This is a genomic window from Enterobacter sp. JBIWA003 (assembly GCF_019968825.1).
Classification (GTDB): Bacteria; Pseudomonadota; Gammaproteobacteria; order Enterobacterales; family Enterobacteriaceae; genus Enterobacter; species Enterobacter quasiroggenkampii.
The window spans coordinates 4,285,237-4,300,784 of the sequence record NZ_CP074170.1 but is presented as its reverse complement, the minus strand read 5'-3'; the positions used below and the strand labels follow the sequence as shown (position 1 = coordinate 4,300,784).

Below are 15,548 nucleotides of genomic sequence, written 5' to 3'. Positions count from 1 at the left end.
CCGGGTATTCTACGCGCGAGGACGGAGCGGAAAAATGAGCAAAATGTGCAAAGTCTTTTGCTGGAGATGCAATAATCCGTTACCAGTTGACCTTCACCTCAAAGCCGCCTTCCGCCGCATTGCTCAGCGAGACGCGCATTCCGTGCAGCGCGGCAATGCGCCTGACGATAGAGAGTCCCAGCCCGCTGCCCGTGGCGTTCTGGCCAGGTGGACGATAAAAACGCTCGCCGATGCGCGCCAGCACCTCGGGGTCAACGCCGGGACCGTTGTCGCGCACGCTAAAGCTACGCGCGTCCAGCGTAACGTCCACCACGCTGCCGCGCGGACTGTAGCGGATGGCATTGTCCAGCAGGTTGCGCACCAGCAGGCTGAGCAGCAGGGGCTGTCCCTGACGCTTGACCTGCGGGGCATGGTTGTTGAGGCGAATATCAATCCCTGCCTGCTGCGCCGGATGCCAGATATCCAGCACCGCCGACTGCAGTAAATCGGCAAGCGTTATCGGTTCGACATCGTCCAGGTTGTCCAGCGAGTCCAGACGCGACAGCGTGAGGAGTTGGTCCACCAGCCGGGAAGCGCGGTCGATTCCCGCATGCAGCTGCGCCAGCGCTCTTTCCCGCGCCTGCGGATCGTCCTGCGAGAGCTGCGCCACGTCAGTTTGCACCTTCAGGGCCGCCAGCGGGCTGCGCAGCTCGTGGGCCGCGTCGGACGTAAATCGGCGCTCGCGCGTCATCATCTCCTGGGTACGCGCGAAGAGGTGATTCAGTGAGTCGAGCAGGGGGCGCACTTCCGTGGGGACGCCCTGAAGCACAAGCGCCTCGGTCGCATCCGGCGAGCGGGAGCGCAGGGTCTGTGCCAGCTTTTTCAGCGGCCTCAGCTCCCGGCTCAGAAGGAGAATCAGCAAGAGCAGCATCACGGGCAGCGCTACCAGCCAGGGCGTGAGCTGCGAGCTGACCACGTCCAGCGCCATATCCTGGCGGTACTCCCACTCCTGACCGACCACCACGCGGTACTTCCCGTCGGGTGAGGTCAGCCACAGGAAACGCCATTCGTCGTTATCGTCCTGGAGCCGCCCGTTAGCAAATCCGTCGCGGCGATAGTGGTACGGAATATCGCGCCCGTTCTCGCCGTCGTTTAGCAGCATTTTGCCGTCGACGGCGTAAATGGCGAAAGCCAGCGCGTCGTCATCGAGACGGCCATGCTTCACTTTTTTCGGGATCTCGCGCATCCGTTCGGGGGCGCGGATCTCGTCAAGATCCATCGTCAGCAGCCGTTTGGCAAACAGCATCTGCTGCGTGTCGAAGAGCTTATCCAGCTTGTGGGTGGTCTGCTGCCAGGCCACCAGGCTGGCGGCAAACCATGCCGTCAGGGAGAGCGCTAAAAAGAGGAGCGTCAGGCGCAGCTTCAGGCTCAGGCGTTGCGTCAGCTTCATGCGTCACCCAGGGTATAGCCGATGCCGTGCACGGTGCGGATAAACTCGCTGCCAAGCTTGCGGCGCAGGTGATGAACGTGGACTTCTACCGCGTTGCTGGAGACGTCGTCATCCCAGGTATACAGTTTTTCCTCAATCGTCTTGCGAGGGAGCACGCGGCCTGCATTGCGCATCAGCAGTTCCAGCAGCGCGAACTCTTTCGGCTTCAACGTCAGCGGTTCACCGTCCAGCGTGGCGACGAGTCGGGTCGGATCGAGCGTGACCTTGCCGTGGCGTAGCTCGCTATGCGTCTGGCCGTGGCTGCGGCGGACCAGCGCCTCAAGGCGGGCGCCCACTTCAATCAGCGCGAACGGCTTGCAGAGATAATCATCCGCGCCAAGACGCAGCCCCTCCACGCGCTGGTTAAGCGCATCCCGCGCGGTCAGGATCAATACCGGCTCGCTGCGCCCGCTTTCGCGCCACGCGCGCAGGATGTCCAGACCGTCGATTTCCGGCAGCGTCAGATCCAGCACCACGGCATCATAGGGCGCAGACGCGAGCGCGGCCTGACCGGTTTTACCGTCGGTAAACCAGTCCACGCTAAAGCCCATTTTGCTTAAACCCGCCCTGATACCGTCGCCGATTAACGTGTCGTCTTCTACCAGTAAAATGCGCATATTCCCTCCTTGATGCCGTCAGTAAACCCTCTGTAAGCGCCTGCTGTACAGCAATAATAAATAAATTTTTCCCTTAAGAAGTTGTTAAGGATTACCCTGTTTAATGGACTGCGAAACCAGATTAAAGGGAGAGTTAATATGAAAAAATTCGCTGCTATTGCCGCCATCATGATGATGACCACTGCCCCCGTTTTTGCCGCGCAGGGCGGATTTAACGGCCCGTCTGCCGCACAGACCCAGACCCAAACGCAGGCAGGCGGTTTTGTCGATAACGACGCCAACCTCACCACCGCGGTGAAGGTCAAAGAGATGAAGGACGACAGCTGGGTGAAGCTGCGCGGGAACATCACCCAGCGCCTGTCCGATGACCGCTACACCTTCCGCGATGAGACCGGCACGGTGAACGTGGAAATTGACCACAAGCGCTGGAACGGCGTGACCGTCAGCCCTCAGGATAAAGTGGAAATCCAGGGCAAGGTCGATAAAGAGTGGAACGATTTTGAAATCGACGTGAAGCAGGTCATTAAGCTGAACAAATAACCCGGAAAGGGCCGCATAAGCGGCCCTTTTTCTTTGTGACTCAACTCGTCAGATAGGGTAGTATCTGCGGCAATATTGCCTGAAACCCTTCGGTTTCTGAGTTGAGGAATCACACGTAATGAGCGATATGGCAGAGCGCCTCGCGCTACATGAATTCACGGAAAACGCCTACCTGAACTACTCCATGTACGTCATCATGGACAGGGCGTTGCCGTTTATCGGGGATGGCCTGAAGCCCGTTCAGCGCCGCATCGTGTATGCGATGTCCGAACTGGGGCTGAACGCCACCGCCAAGTTCAAGAAATCCGCCCGTACCGTCGGTGACGTGCTGGGTAAATACCATCCGCACGGCGACAGCGCCTGTTATGAAGCGATGGTGCTGATGGCCCAGCCGTTCTCTTACCGCTACCCGCTGGTGGATGGTCAGGGGAACTGGGGTGCGCCGGACGATCCGAAATCCTTCGCGGCGATGCGTTATACCGAATCCCGCCTCTCTAAATATGCCGAAGTGCTGCTGGGCGAGCTGGGGCAGGGGACCGTTGACTGGGTACCGAACTTCGACGGTACGCTGCAGGAGCCGAAGATGCTGCCTGCGCGTTTGCCGAACATCCTGCTGAACGGCACCACCGGGATTGCGGTCGGTATGGCGACGGACATTCCGCCGCACAACCTGCGTGAAGTGGCGAAAGCCGCCATCACCCTGATTGAGCAGCCGAAAGCCTCGCTCGACGATCTGCTGGATATCGTGCAGGGTCCGGATTTCCCGACCGAAGCCGAAATCATCACCTCGCGTGCGGAAATCCGCAAAATCTACCAGAACGGTCGCGGCTCCGTGCGCATGCGTGCGGTGTGGAATAAAGAAGACGGCGCCGTGGTCATCACCGCGCTGCCGCATCAGGTTTCCGGTGCCAAAGTGCTGGAGCAGATCGCCTCCCAGATGCGCAATAAAAAGCTGCCGATGGTCGACGACCTGCGCGACGAATCGGACCACGAGAACCCGACCCGTCTGGTGATCGTGCCGCGCTCCAACCGCGTGGACATGGAGCAGGTGATGAACCACCTGTTTGCCACCACCGATCTGGAAAAAAGCTACCGCATCAACCTGAACATGATCGGCCTCGACGGACGCCCGGCGGTGAAAAACCTGCTGGAGATCCTCACCGAATGGCTGACATTCCGCCGCGATACGGTACGCCGTCGTCTGAACCATCGTCTCGAGAAAGTGCTTAAGCGCCTGCATATCCTTGAAGGTTTGCTGGTGGCGTTCCTCAATATCGACGAGGTGATTGAGATCATCCGTACCGAGGACGAGCCGAAGCCTGCGCTGATGTCGCGCTTTGGCATCAGCGAAACCCAGGCCGAAGCGATCCTTGAGCTGAAGCTGCGTCATCTCGCCAAACTGGAAGAGATGAAGATCCGCGGCGAGCAGAACGAGCTGGAAAAAGAGCGCGATCAGCTGCAGGCGATCCTCGCGTCCGAACGCAAGATGAACACCCTGCTGAAGAAAGAGCTGCAGGCCGATGCCGACGCGTTTGGCGACGACCGTCGTTCTCCGCTGCACGAGCGCGAAGAAGCGAAGGCGATGAACGAGCACGACATGCAGCCGTCCGAGCCGGTGACCATTGTCCTGTCGCAGAGCGGCTGGGTGCGCAGCGCCAAAGGCCACGATATCGACGCGCCGGGGCTCAGCTACAAAGCGGGCGACAGCTTCAAAGCGGCGGTGAAAGGCAAGAGCAACCAGCCGGTGGCGTTTATCGACTCCACCGGGCGCAGCTACGCCATTGACCCGATCACGCTGCCTTCCGCGCGTGGGCAGGGCGAGCCGCTTACTGGTAAGCTAACGCTGCCGCCGGGCGCGACGGTTGACCATATGCTGATGGAAGCCGATGACCAGAAGTTGCTGCTGGCGTCTGATGCGGGCTACGGCTTTATCTGTACCTTCAACGATCTGGTTTCCCGCAACCGTGCCGGTAAGGCGCTGATTAGCCTGCCGGACAACGCTCACGTGATGGCACCGCTGGTGATCGAGAACGAAAGCGACATGCTGCTGGCGATCACCACCGCCGGACGCATGCTGATGTTCCCGGTCAGCGATCTGCCTGAGCTGTCAAAAGGCAAGGGCAACAAGATCATCAACATCCCGTCGGCGGAGGCCGCGAAAGGCGAAGATGGCCTGGCGCACCTCTTCCTGCTGCCGCCGCAGAGCACGCTGACCATTCACGTCGGCAAGCGCAAAATCAAGCTTCGTCCGGAAGAGCTGCAGAAGGTGGTGGGTGAGCGCGGTCGCCGCGGTTCGCTGATGCGCGGTCTGCAGCGTATCGATCGCGTGGAGATAGACTCTCCTGCACGCAGCGCTGCGGGTGACAGCGAAGAGTAATGTCGTGATATCCCCCTCTGTCCGGAGGGGGAATTTCAATAAAATTTCCCGTAAAATCGTTGTTAATTCGTGCGTTGCGATTAACAATACGCGCTCGTAATAAAGTCCTTACCTGGCCACAGGTGAAGTATAATTGTCAGCTGTTAGGGCTTCAGAGGTCGCTATGCTATATATTGTTCGTCTTATTCTTACCGTTATCTACTGCATTCTGGTCTGTATTTTCGGCTCTATTTATTGCCTGTTCAGCCCGCGTAATCCGAAGCATGTCGCCACTTTTGGCCATATGTTCGGGCGCCTTGCGCCGCTGTTTGGTCTGAAGGTTGAAAAACGTCTGCCGGAAGGGGCGGAGAATTTCGGTAACGCCATCTATATCGCCAACCATCAGAACAACTACGATATGGTGACGGCCTCTAATATCGTGCTTCCACCGACCGTGACGGTGGGCAAAAAAAGCCTGCTATGGATCCCGTTTTTTGGTCAGCTTTACTGGCTTACCGGTAACCTGCTGATCGACCGTAATAACCGTGCAAAAGCGCACAGCACCATTGCGGAAGTGGTGAATCATTTTAAAAAGCGCAAAATTTCAATCTGGATGTTCCCGGAAGGGACGCGTAGCCGCGGCCGCGGCCTGCTGCCGTTTAAAACCGGTGCGTTTCATGCCGCAATTGCGGCAGGTGTTCCAATTATTCCTGTGTGCGTTTCCAATACTTCGAATAAGATTAATCTTAACCGCCTGAATAACGGGCTGGTGATTGTCGAAATGCTGCCACCCGTCGATACCAGCAAATACGGTAAAGACCAGGTGCGCGAGTTGGCCGCGCACTGCCGTGATCTGATGGCTGAGCATATTGCGCTGCTCGACAAAGAAGTCGCAGAGAGAGAAGCCGCCGGTAAGATTTAATCCGGCGTTGAAGGGAAAACGAATTCCCGCGTTGTTAGTCGTTTCAGATGGAGCTTATATGTCACTCAGTCGGCGTCAGTTTATTCAGGCTTCGGGGATCGCCCTTTGTGCGGGTGCGATGCCGCTGACAGCCAGCGCCGCCGGGCAGCAACAGCCGCTGCCTATTCCGCCACTCATTGAATCCCGTCGCGGTCAGCCGCTTTTCCTGACGCTGCAGCGCAGCCACTGGTCCTTTACCCAGGGGACGCGTGCGCCGGTCTGGGGCATTAACGGACGTTACCTTGGGCCGACCATACGCGTGTGGAATGGCGATGACGTTAAGCTCATCTACAGTAACCGTACCCCTGAAAATGTCGCCATGACCATCAGCGGCCTGCAGGTGCCTGGCCCGCTGATTGGCGGCGCGGCGCGCATGATGTCACCCAGTGCCGACTGGGCGCCCGTTCTGCCGATTCGCCAGAGTGCGGCAACCCTGTGGTATCACGCCAACACGCCTAACCGCACGGCGCAGCAGGTCTATAACGGCCTGGCCGGCATGTGGCTGGTGGAAGATGAAGTCAGCAAATCCCTGCCGATCCCGAACCACTACGGCGTGGATGACTTCCCGATTATCATCCAGGACAAACGTCTGGATAATTTCGGCACGCCGGAATACAGCGAGCCGGGCAGCGGTGGCTTCGTCGGCGATACCCTGCTGGTTAACGGCGCGCAGAGCCCGTATGTCGAAGTGTCCCGTGGCTGGGTGCGCCTGCGCCTGCTCAACGCGTCTAACTCGCGCCGCTATCAGCTGCAGATGAGCGATGGCCGTCCGCTGCACGTCATATCCGGCGATCAGGGCTTTTTACCGGCGCCGGTGTCCGTCAAACAGCTGGCGCTCGCGCCGGGTGAGCGTCGCGAAATTCTCATTGATATGACCAACGGGGATGAAGTCTCTGTCACCTGCGGTGAAGCGGCCAGCATTGTCGACCGTATTCGCGGGTTCTTTGAACCGTCGAGCATTCTGGTCTCTACCCTGGTGTTGACCCTGCGTCCAACCGGCCTGCTGCCGCTGGTGACCGATAGCCTGCCCATGCGTCTGCTGCCGCAGGAGATCATGAGCGGCTCGCCGGTGCGCAGCCGTGATATCAGCCTGGGCGACGACCCGGGCATCAACGGCGCGCTCTGGGACGTCAACCGCATTGATATCACCGCGCAGCAGGGCACCTGGGAGCGCTGGACGGTGCGTTCAGATATGCCGCAGTCGTTCCATATTGAAGGGGTGTCGTTCCTGATCCGCAACGTCAACGGCGCGATGCCGTTCCCGGAAGATCGCGGCTGGAAAGATACCGTCTGGGTGGACGGTCAGGTGGAACTGCTCGTCTACTACGGCCAGCCTTCGTGGCCGCACTTCCCGTTCCTGTTCCACAGCCAGACGCTGGAGATGATGGACAGGGGGTCGGTTGGGCAAATGCTGGTCAACCCGGCGCCGTAAAACGAGTCGGGTGGCGGCTTCGCCTTACCCGACCTACAGCCCCCCAGGCCCGGTAAGCGTAGCGCCACCGGGCAATAAATACCCCTTCATTTCCCACAATGATCCAGCGTATAATCCCCGCCCTTTTGTCTATTTTTTCTTCGGAAGCATTATGAGCGCAATTTCCCTGATCCAGCCGGATCGTGACCTCTTCTCCTGGCCCCAGTACTGGGCGGCCTGCTTTGGACCGGCGCCGTTCCTGCCGATGTCCCGGGAAGAGATGGACCAACTGGGCTGGGACAGCTGCGACATCATTCTGGTCACGGGCGATGCCTATGTTGACCACCCGAGCTTCGGCATGGCCATCTGTGGCCGTATGCTTGAAGCGCAGGGCTTCCGCGTGGGGATCATCTCCCAGCCTGACTGGAACAGCAAAGACGACTTTATGCGTCTGGGTAAACCCAACCTGTTCTTCGGCGTGACCGCAGGCAACATGGACTCGATGATCAACCGCTATACCGCCGACCGTAAGCTGCGTCATGACGACGCCTACACGCCGGATAACGTGGCGGGCAAACGTCCGGATCGCGCGACCCTGGTCTATACCCAGCGCTGCAAAGAAGCCTGGAAAGACGTCCCGGTGATCCTGGGCGGCATCGAAGCGAGCCTGCGCCGTACCGCGCACTACGATTACTGGTCTGATACCGTGCGCCGCTCGGTGCTGGTGGATTCCAAAGCCGACATGCTGATTTACGGAAACGGCGAGCGTCCTCTGGTGGAAGTGGCGCACCGTCTGTCGCAGGGCGAGCCGGTGAGCAGCATCCGCGATGTGCGCAATACCGCGATCATGGTAAAAGAGGCGCTGCCGGGCTGGCGCGGCGTGGATTCCCGCATCATCGATATGCCGGGCAAAATCGACCCGATCCCACACCCGTATGGCGACGATCTGCCGTGTGCCGATAACAAACCGGTAGAGCCAAAGAAAGCGGAAGCGAAGGCTATCGTCGTGCAGCCGCCGCGCCCGAAGCCGTGGGAAAAGACCTACGTGCTGCTGCCGTCCTATGAGAAGGTGAAAGCCGATAAGGTGCTCTACGCCCATGCGTCCCGTATTCTGCACCATGAAACCAACCCGGGCTGCGCCCGCGCGCTGATGCAGAAGCACGGCGAGCGCTTTATCTGGATCAACCCGCCGGCCATCCCGCTCTCCACCGAAGAGATGGACAGCGTCTTTGCGCTGCCGTACAAGCGCGTGCCGCACCCGGCGTACGGCAACGCCCGTATCCCGGCGTATGAGATGATCCGCTTCTCGATCAACATCATGCGCGGCTGCTTCGGCGGGTGCTCCTTCTGCTCCATTACCGAGCACGAGGGGCGCATCATTCAGAGCCGTTCGGAAGAGTCGATCATCAACGAGATCGAAGCCATTCGCGACACCGTACCGGGCTTTACCGGCGTGATTTCCGATCTTGGCGGTCCAACCGCGAACATGTATATGCTGCGCTGCAAGTCGCCGCGCGCGGAGCAAACCTGCCGCCGTCTCTCCTGCGTCTATCCGAGCATTTGCGAGCACATGGATACCAACCACGAGCCAACGATTAACCTCTACCGACGCGCGCGCGATCTGAAGGGCATCAAGAAGATCCTCATCGCGTCCGGGGTACGTTATGACATTGCCGTGGAAGATCCGCGCTACATCAAAGAGCTGGCGACGCACCACGTCGGCGGCTATCTGAAGATTGCGCCGGAGCATACCGAAGAAGGCCCGCTGTCGAAGATGATGAAGCCGGGCATGGGCAGCTACGACCGCTTTAAAGAACTGTTCGATACCTACTCGAAGCAGGCGGGCAAAGAGCAGTATCTGATCCCGTACTTCATCTCCGCGCACCCGGGCACGCGTGATGAGGACATGGTCAACCTGGCGCTGTGGCTGAAGCAGCGCCGCTTCCGCCTGGATCAGGTGCAGAACTTCTATCCGTCACCGCTCGCCAACTCGACGACCATGTATTACACCGGCAAGAACCCGCTGAGTAAGATTGGCTACAAGAGTGAAGAGGTGGTGGTGCCGAAAGGGGACAAACAGCGTCGTCTGCACAAGGCGCTGCTGCGTTACCACGATCCGAAAAACTGGCCGCTGATCCGCCAGGCGCTGGAAGAGATGGGTAAAAAACATCTGATCGGCTCGCGCCGCGACTGTCTGGTACCGGCCCCGACGCTGGAGGAGATGCGCGAAGCGCGTCGCCAGAACCGCAATACGCGCCCGGCGCTGACCAAGCACACGCCAATTGTGCATCAGCGTTCGAACGGTGGAGCGGGAATGAAGAAGAACGTAAAACGTAAGATCGGTTAAACCTGTAACAAAGCCCGGTGGCGCTGGCGCTTACCGGGCCTACAGGTCAGCGCGTAGGCCGGGTAAGGCGCAGCCGCCACCCGGCTTTTTTCTGCATAAGGGTAGGAGGCCCAAAATGAAAATTAGGAAGTTAACAGGAGCGATGCTGATTGGCCTTACGTTATGCGGTTGTGTAATGCACCGCCAGACACAGCCAGAAGTGGAAGGACGTCTAATCGACAGCGCAGGTAAGCCAGTCCCGGGCGCTAAAATAACATTAGAGAGGGAGCAAACGCTTTCTGACGACAACGGTCGTTTTGCTTTTCAGAGCCAGCATGAGTGGATCTTTTTTCTGCCAATAGGTCCGATGGACTGGATTTATCACACCCCGCTCCAGATAAGCGTCAACGGAAAGGAATATGGTGCAGAAGTAGGCGGCGGTCTCGGTGGGCCACATAAACTGGAAGGGAAAGCGTACAACGTTATTTGCACATTACCTGATCTTCCCGGAGAAGCGAGATGTCAGTCCGGTTTATAAATTAAAACGAGCCCGGCGGAAGACCGGGCTCGTTTTAAGTATTATCCGCCAAACTGATCCGGGTCAGGCCCTAAACGCTTGCCCTTATCCAGCTTCGCAATCTCGCCCAGCTCATCTTTGTCCAGCCGGAAATCCCAGACGTCGAAGTTCTCGGCGATGCGCGATGGCGTGACCGATTTCGGGATCACCACCAGGCCGTTGTCCAGATGCCAGCGAATGACGATTTGCGCCGGGCTTTTGCCGTATTTATCCGCCAGTTCACGGATAATTTTTTGATCGAACACGCCCTGGCCACCCTGCGCCAGCGGACTCCAGGACTCGGTCTGGATTTTGTGCGTGGCGTTCCAGGCATGAAGCTGCCGCTGCTGCAGCAGCGGGTGCAGCTCGATCTGGTTAATGACGGGCGCGACGCCCGTCTCGTCAATCAGCCGCTGCAGGTGATGAACCTGGAAGTTACAGACGCCGATACTTTTCACCAGCCCCTCTTTCTGCAGTTCAATCATCCCTTTCCAGGCATCAACGTAATGGTCGATGGCCGGAACCGGCCAGTGCATCAGATACAGGTCGACGAAATCGAGCTGGAGTTTCTCCAGGCTCTCCTGCAGGGCTTCGCGGGGACGCTTTTGATCGTCATTCCACAGTTTCGTGGTGATGAACAACTCATCGCGAGGGACACCGGCGCTGGCCAGTGCGGTACCTACGCCGTCCTCGTTTTTGTACGCGGCGGCGGTGTCAATCGACCGGTAGCCGACTTCCAGGGCTTTATGAATGGCGGAGACGACCTCGTCGTTACCGGCTTTCCATACACCTAGCCCCAACTGGGGCATCACGTTGCCGTCCTGCAGCTTGATTACGGTTTGGTTTGCCATTTTTCCTCCTTCAGGTGCGCATCGCCGGAGGGAGACTCCGGCGATGGGGTGTGCATTAAGTCTGGACGAAATGTCAAAAAACGAAAGTCGGGGGGACAAAAACGCTTAGCGTGCCGCCTCGTAAATACGACGGCTGACGTCCAGCGTGATGTCGCCGTGCTCGCCCAGATGGGTCATGCCGTGCTCTTCGAGTTTCGCCAGCAGGGCTGGGATGGAGCTGCCGTCCAGGCCGTAGCCAGACAGACGCGTTGGCACGCCCAGACCTTCAAAGAAGCTGCGGGTTGCTTCGATGGCAGCATCAATGCGCGCGTCGTCAGAACCCTCGGTAATGTTCCACACGCGCTCGGCGTACTGCAGCAGCTTGGCGCGTTTGGTGTCGCGTTTTTCGTTCCACAGTGCAGGCAGCACAACGGCCAGCGTCTGCGCATGATCCAGACCGTGCATCGCCGTCAGCTCGTGGCCCAGCATATGGGTTGCCCAGTCCTGCGGCACGCCAGCGCCGATCAGGCCATTCAGCGCCTGTGTAGCCGCCCACATCACGTTGGCGCGAACGTCGTAGTTTTCCGGCTCTTTCAGCGCTTTCGGACCCTCTTCGACGAGCGTCAGCAGAATGCCTTCCGCGAAGCGATCCTGAATTTTGGCATTCACCGGATACGTGACGTACTGCTCAACGGTATGTACAAAGGCATCGACCACGCCGTTCGCCACCTGACGCGCTGGCAGGGTGTAGGTGTAAACCGGATCCAGAATGGCGAACACTGGCTGAACGTGTTCGTTCATGAAGGCCTGCTTGTCACCGGTGGTTTTACGGGAGATCACCGCGCCCTTATTGGATTCAGAACCCGTCGCTGGCAGGGTCAGCACGGATCCCATCGGGATGGCGCTTTTGATGTCGCTGCCGCGGGTTTCCAGAATGTGCCACGGATCGATGCCGTCAGCGTAGTGCGCCGCAGCGGCGATGAATTTGGTACCGTCCAGCACGGAGCCGCCGCCGACCGCCAGCAGGAAGGTGATGTTTTCTTCGCGGGCGATTTTTACCGCATTCATCAGCGTTTCGTAGGACGGGTTTGGCTCAATGCCGCCGAACTCACGCACGTCCAGACCGTCCAGCGCGCTGTAAACCTGATCCAGCACGCCGGTTTTTTTCACGCTGCCGCCACCGTAGGTGATCAGCACGCGGGCGTCAGCAGGGATCTGTGCGCGCAGGTCAGCGATAGCGTCTTTACCAAACAGAATGCGGGTTGGGGTGTGGAGATTAAAGTTGTTCATTGCTCGTTCCCTTTAGTGGGTGAAAAACCGTGGTGCGCAGAGGGCGACCTGATGCTGCTCATTGTGGCGATCCGGGGCTACGCCCTCAATGCACATTCCTGCCGATGTCTTGCCCATTTCTACAGAGCGCTGGAGAAAGCGCGGAAAACAACGCACACTGTCAACGTCGAAAACCGCACCCGGAGTAACGCAAGATGAACCGTGAGGCTATCTGCCAGCAGCTCACTGTGCAGATTAAGAGATTGATAGATAATGAAAATCGTGCCAGCGAGCTGCTGCCGGACATTCGCCTGCTCTATGGTACGCAGCCGGGGACACGCACGCCGGTCATGTACCAGCCGGGCATCGTTTTTCTCTTCTCGGGCCATAAAATTGGCTATATCAACGAGCGCGTGTTCCGCTACGACACCAATGAATATCTGCTTCTGACGGTACCTTTACCCTTTGAATGTGAAACCTTCGCGACAGAGGCGGTTCCGCTGGCGGGTATTCGCGTCAATGTCGACATCCTTCAGCTGCAGGAGCTGCTGATGGAGATTGGCGAAGATGAACTCTTCCAGCCTTCGATGGCCTCAAGCGGGATTAACTCGGCGACGCTGTCGGAAGAGATCCTCTGCGCCATTGAGCGTCTGCTGGATGTGATGGAGAGGCCGCTGGACGCGCGCATTCTGGGCAAGCAGATCGTCCGCGAGATTCTCTACCACGTGCTGCTGGGCCCGGGCGGTGGCGCGTTACTCGCTCTGGTGAGCCGACAGACCCACTTCAGCCTGATAAGCCGCGTGCTCAAGCGTATCGAAAGCCAGTACACGGAAAACCTCAGCGTCGACCAGCTGGCGGCGGAAGCGAACATGAGCGTCTCGGCGTTTCACCATAACTTTAAATCGGTGACCAGCACTTCGCCGCTGCAGTACCTCAAAACCTACCGGCTGCATAAGGCGCGGATGCTGATGATCCACGACGGCATGAAGGCCAGCGCGGCGGCGATGCGGGTGGGCTATGAAAGTGCCTCGCAGTTCAGTCGGGAGTTTAAGCGCTATTTCGGCGTCACGCCGGGAGAGGATGCGTCACGTATAAGAACGATGCAGGGAGTCTGACGAAAAACGTAGGCCGGGTAAGCGATAGCGCCACCCGGCTTTGTTGAATTATGCGCTGCAGTACTTCTTCTTAATCACCACCGCGATGGTTCCCACCAGACCCGCCACCAGCAGGAACATCGGCAGCACCATTAGGAAGGTCATCACCTGATCTTCGTGGTGTTTCACGAAGGGGATCATATTCAGCGCGTAGCCGAGCGTTGTGACCACGCCAACCCACAGCAGGGCGCTCAGCCAGTTGAAGAACTGGAAGCGGCGGTTCGACAGACCGGAAATGCCCGCCATCGTCGGCAGAAGGGTGCGAACGAACGCGAGGAAACGCCCGGCCAGCAGCGCCAGCAGGCCGTGCCGGTCAAACATGCAGGTCGCGCGCTGATGATATTTATGCGGCAGCTGCGCCAGCCAGCTTTTGACGACGCGCGTGTTCCCCAGCCAGCGGCCCTGCAGATAGCTCAGCCAGCAGCCCAGGCTGGCAGCGGAGGTCAGGATAACCATCGTTGGTGTGAAGTCCATGACGCCTTTACCGATTAACGCCCCGGCAAGTAAAAGCAGGCTGTCACCGGGTAAAAACGAGGCTGGCAGTAATCCATTTTCCAGAAACAGAGTTGCGAACATCACGAAATAGACGATACCGACGACGTGAGGATCCGCCAGCGCGGCAAAATCGTGGTGCCAGAGCGCCGCGATAATATCTTGAATAACAGCCATGGACTTTCCTGTGGAACAGCAGATATAGCGCTATTGTACTCCCTTATTCGCCCGTCGGGTTTGATCCCGGGCGCAACTCATGCAGACTTTTCCGCTTGCGGTGTCCACAAAAGCGTCCAGGGAGTACATTTTCAGCCAGCACTCTACACGATACGCTCGAACCCTGCTGCTAAATCCGCAATCAGATCGTCAACATTTTCTAAACCAATATGCAGTCGAATCAGGGTACCGCTGAAGTCCACGTCGCCACCGGGGCGCAGGGCCGCAATCTGTTCCGGCTGGTTAGCCAGGATCAGGGATTCAAAACCGCCCCACGAGTAGGCCATGCTGAAGAGGGTAAAATTATCCAGATAGCTTGCCAGCTCGTCATTATTCAGCCGTTTTTTCAGCACGAACGAGAACAACCCGCTGCTACCTGTAAAGTCACGCTGCCAGAATTCATGGCCTTTACTGCCGGGTAGCGCGGGATGATTCACGCGCTCAACCTGCGGATGCTGCGCCAGCCATTCGGCCACCGTCAGACTGCTTTCATGGTGCTGACGCAGGCGAACGCCCAGCGTGCGAAGTCCGCGGCTGGTCATGTAGGCCGTGTCGGCATCCACCATCTGGCCCATCAGGTAGGCATTTTCACGCAGTTGATCCCAGCAGCGCGCGTTGGAGACCGCGGTGCCAATCATCCCGTCAGAGTGGCCAATCAGGTACTTCGTCGCCGCCTGAATCGAAATATCAATGTCGAAGTCCAGCGCTTTGAACAGCACGCCTGCCGCCCAGGTGTTGTCGATCATAACGATCGCCTCTGGCGCTTTACTGCGCACGGCCTTCACGATAGCCGGCACGTCGTGGACTTCCATGGTGAGTGACCCCGGCGATTCCAGGAACACAATGCGCGTGTTTGGCTGAATAAGTTCGGCAATACCTTCACCAATCAGCGGGTCGAACCAGCCGGTCGTCACGCCGAGCTTGCTGAGGATTTTGGTACAGAAGTCCTGGCTGGGCTCGTAGGCGGTGTTGGTCATCAGGATGTGATCGCCCTGTTCCACAAACGCCAGAATGGTATTGGCGACCGCCGCCGCCCCGCACGGGAACAGCGCGCAGCCTGCACCGCCTTCCAGCTCGCACATCGCTTCCTGCAGAGAAAAATGGGTTAGCGTGCCGCGACGGCCATAAAACAGCCCGCCTTTTGCGCGGTTGCGCGTGGCGATTTTTTTCTCCTCAACGGTGTCAAACACCAGCGAGGAGGCGCGTTGAATCACGCTGTTAACCGATCCCTGGGTATATTTTTTGCTGCGTCCTGCCTGTACCAGCGTGGTATCAAGATGCTTCGTTGTCATGTTCGCTAACCCTGTTTTTATACGTCTGGACGTCCAGACTACCACGATTGGAAAAAACTG

13 protein-coding genes are annotated in these 15,548 nt (G+C 58.4%); 7 read left to right on the top strand and 6 right to left on the bottom strand.

Features of this window, described 5'->3' with window-relative positions; genetic code table 11:
* Positions 1-79: 79 nt before the first annotated feature.
* Positions 80-1,429: a quorum sensing histidine kinase QseC gene (qseC, locus tag KGP25_RS20800; RefSeq protein WP_223539566.1), complete on the bottom strand. Its 1,350-nt coding sequence runs from the start codon at positions 1,427-1,429 to the stop codon at positions 80-82.
* Entirely contained in the window at positions 1,426-2,085 is a 660-nt protein-coding gene (qseB, locus tag KGP25_RS20795) for a quorum sensing response regulator transcription factor QseB (RefSeq protein WP_023326078.1), read from the bottom strand. The genes qseC and qseB overlap by 4 nt, the downstream gene beginning before the upstream one ends.
* Positions 2,086-2,223: 138 nt before the next feature.
* Between qseB and KGP25_RS20790 the strand changes: the two genes are divergently transcribed.
* From KGP25_RS20790 to KGP25_RS20765, 6 genes are all read left to right on the top strand, one after another.
* Positions 2,224-2,625 carry a NirD/YgiW/YdeI family stress tolerance protein gene (locus KGP25_RS20790; protein WP_045334456.1) on the top strand — a complete coding sequence of 134 codons (402 nt, stop codon included), beginning with the start codon at positions 2,224-2,226 and terminating at the stop codon, positions 2,623-2,625.
* Between the two features lie 118 nt (positions 2,626-2,743).
* The gene (gene parC / locus KGP25_RS20785; protein ID WP_045909972.1) at positions 2,744-5,002 is read left to right on the top strand and encodes a DNA topoisomerase IV subunit A; all 2,259 of its coding nucleotides are present in this window, start codon (positions 2,744-2,746) and stop codon (positions 5,000-5,002) included.
* Positions 5,003-5,165: 163 nt separating this feature from the next.
* Positions 5,166-5,903, top strand: coding sequence for a 1-acylglycerol-3-phosphate O-acyltransferase (plsC, locus tag KGP25_RS20780; RefSeq protein ID WP_024906505.1), 738 nt, complete (start codon positions 5,166-5,168; stop codon positions 5,901-5,903).
* Between the two features lie 58 nt (positions 5,904-5,961).
* Positions 5,962-7,374, top strand: a complete 1,413-nt coding sequence (ftsP, locus tag KGP25_RS20775) for a cell division protein FtsP (protein ID WP_045909971.1) — start codon at positions 5,962-5,964, stop codon at positions 7,372-7,374.
* Between the two features lie 151 nt (positions 7,375-7,525).
* Positions 7,526-9,700 carry a YgiQ family radical SAM protein gene (locus tag KGP25_RS20770; RefSeq protein WP_045909970.1) on the top strand — a complete coding sequence of 725 codons (2,175 nt, stop codon included), beginning with the start codon at positions 7,526-7,528 and terminating at the stop codon, positions 9,698-9,700.
* Between the two features lie 115 nt (positions 9,701-9,815).
* A complete protein-coding gene (locus tag KGP25_RS20765) occupies positions 9,816-10,217 on the top strand; it encodes a carboxypeptidase-like regulatory domain-containing protein (RefSeq protein ID WP_025912494.1) in 402 nt (133 codons plus the stop codon).
* Positions 10,218-10,258: 41 nt separating this feature from the next.
* On the opposite strand, the gene dkgA is transcribed toward KGP25_RS20765, so the two are convergent.
* Complete coding sequence (gene dkgA / locus KGP25_RS20760; RefSeq protein WP_045909968.1) at positions 10,259-11,086, bottom strand: 2,5-didehydrogluconate reductase DkgA; 828 nt, start codon at positions 11,084-11,086, stop codon at positions 10,259-10,261.
* A gap of 105 nt (positions 11,087-11,191) precedes the next feature.
* Positions 11,192-12,355 (bottom strand): alcohol dehydrogenase, encoded by a 1,164-nt coding sequence (gene yqhD / locus KGP25_RS20755; protein WP_024906510.1) that lies wholly within the window; start codon positions 12,353-12,355, stop codon positions 11,192-11,194.
* Positions 12,356-12,549: 194 nt separating this feature from the next.
* On the opposite strand from yqhD, the gene KGP25_RS20750 reads away from it, so the two are divergent.
* Positions 12,550-13,449, top strand: a complete 900-nt coding sequence (locus tag KGP25_RS20750; RefSeq protein WP_045909966.1) for an AraC family transcriptional regulator — start codon at positions 12,550-12,552, stop codon at positions 13,447-13,449.
* 48 nt (positions 13,450-13,497) lie between these two features.
* Here KGP25_RS20750 and yghB read toward each other — a convergent pair whose 3' ends face one another.
* The gene (gene yghB, locus KGP25_RS20745) at positions 13,498-14,157 is read right to left on the bottom strand and encodes a DedA family general envelope maintenance protein YghB (RefSeq protein ID WP_024906512.1); all 660 of its coding nucleotides are present in this window, start codon (positions 14,155-14,157) and stop codon (positions 13,498-13,500) included.
* A 143-nt stretch (positions 14,158-14,300) separates the two neighbouring features.
* Entirely contained in the window at positions 14,301-15,488 is a 1,188-nt protein-coding gene (gene metC / locus KGP25_RS20740) for a cystathionine beta-lyase (RefSeq protein ID WP_045909965.1), read from the bottom strand.
* Between the last annotated feature and the right edge of the window lie 60 nt (positions 15,489-15,548).

What these genes read in the sequence shown, in the direction of transcription:
- metC (WP_045909965.1), bottom strand. Translation starts at nt 15,488, where the DNA reads ATGACAACGAAGCATCTTGATACCACGCTGGTACAGGCAGGACGCAGC.
- plsC (WP_024906505.1), top strand. Translation starts at nt 5,166, where the DNA reads ATGCTATATATTGTTCGTCTTATTCTTACCGTTATCTACTGCATTCTG.
- qseB (WP_023326078.1), bottom strand. Translation starts at nt 2,085, where the DNA reads ATGCGCATTTTACTGGTAGAAGACGACACGTTAATCGGCGACGGTATC.
- KGP25_RS20790 (WP_045334456.1), top strand. Translation starts at nt 2,224, where the DNA reads ATGAAAAAATTCGCTGCTATTGCCGCCATCATGATGATGACCACTGCC.
- yghB (WP_024906512.1), bottom strand. Translation starts at nt 14,157, where the DNA reads ATGGCTGTTATTCAAGATATTATCGCGGCGCTCTGGCACCACGATTTT.
- qseC (WP_223539566.1), bottom strand. Translation starts at nt 1,429, where the DNA reads ATGAAGCTGACGCAACGCCTGAGCCTGAAGCTGCGCCTGACGCTCCTC.
- KGP25_RS20770 (WP_045909970.1), top strand. Translation starts at nt 7,526, where the DNA reads ATGAGCGCAATTTCCCTGATCCAGCCGGATCGTGACCTCTTCTCCTGG.
- yqhD (WP_024906510.1), bottom strand. Translation starts at nt 12,355, where the DNA reads ATGAACAACTTTAATCTCCACACCCCAACCCGCATTCTGTTTGGTAAA.
- parC (WP_045909972.1), top strand. Translation starts at nt 2,744, where the DNA reads ATGAGCGATATGGCAGAGCGCCTCGCGCTACATGAATTCACGGAAAAC.
- KGP25_RS20765 (WP_025912494.1), top strand. Translation starts at nt 9,816, where the DNA reads ATGAAAATTAGGAAGTTAACAGGAGCGATGCTGATTGGCCTTACGTTA.
- ftsP (WP_045909971.1), top strand. Translation starts at nt 5,962, where the DNA reads ATGTCACTCAGTCGGCGTCAGTTTATTCAGGCTTCGGGGATCGCCCTT.
- dkgA (WP_045909968.1), bottom strand. Translation starts at nt 11,086, where the DNA reads ATGGCAAACCAAACCGTAATCAAGCTGCAGGACGGCAACGTGATGCCC.
- KGP25_RS20750 (WP_045909966.1), top strand. Translation starts at nt 12,550, where the DNA reads ATGAACCGTGAGGCTATCTGCCAGCAGCTCACTGTGCAGATTAAGAGA.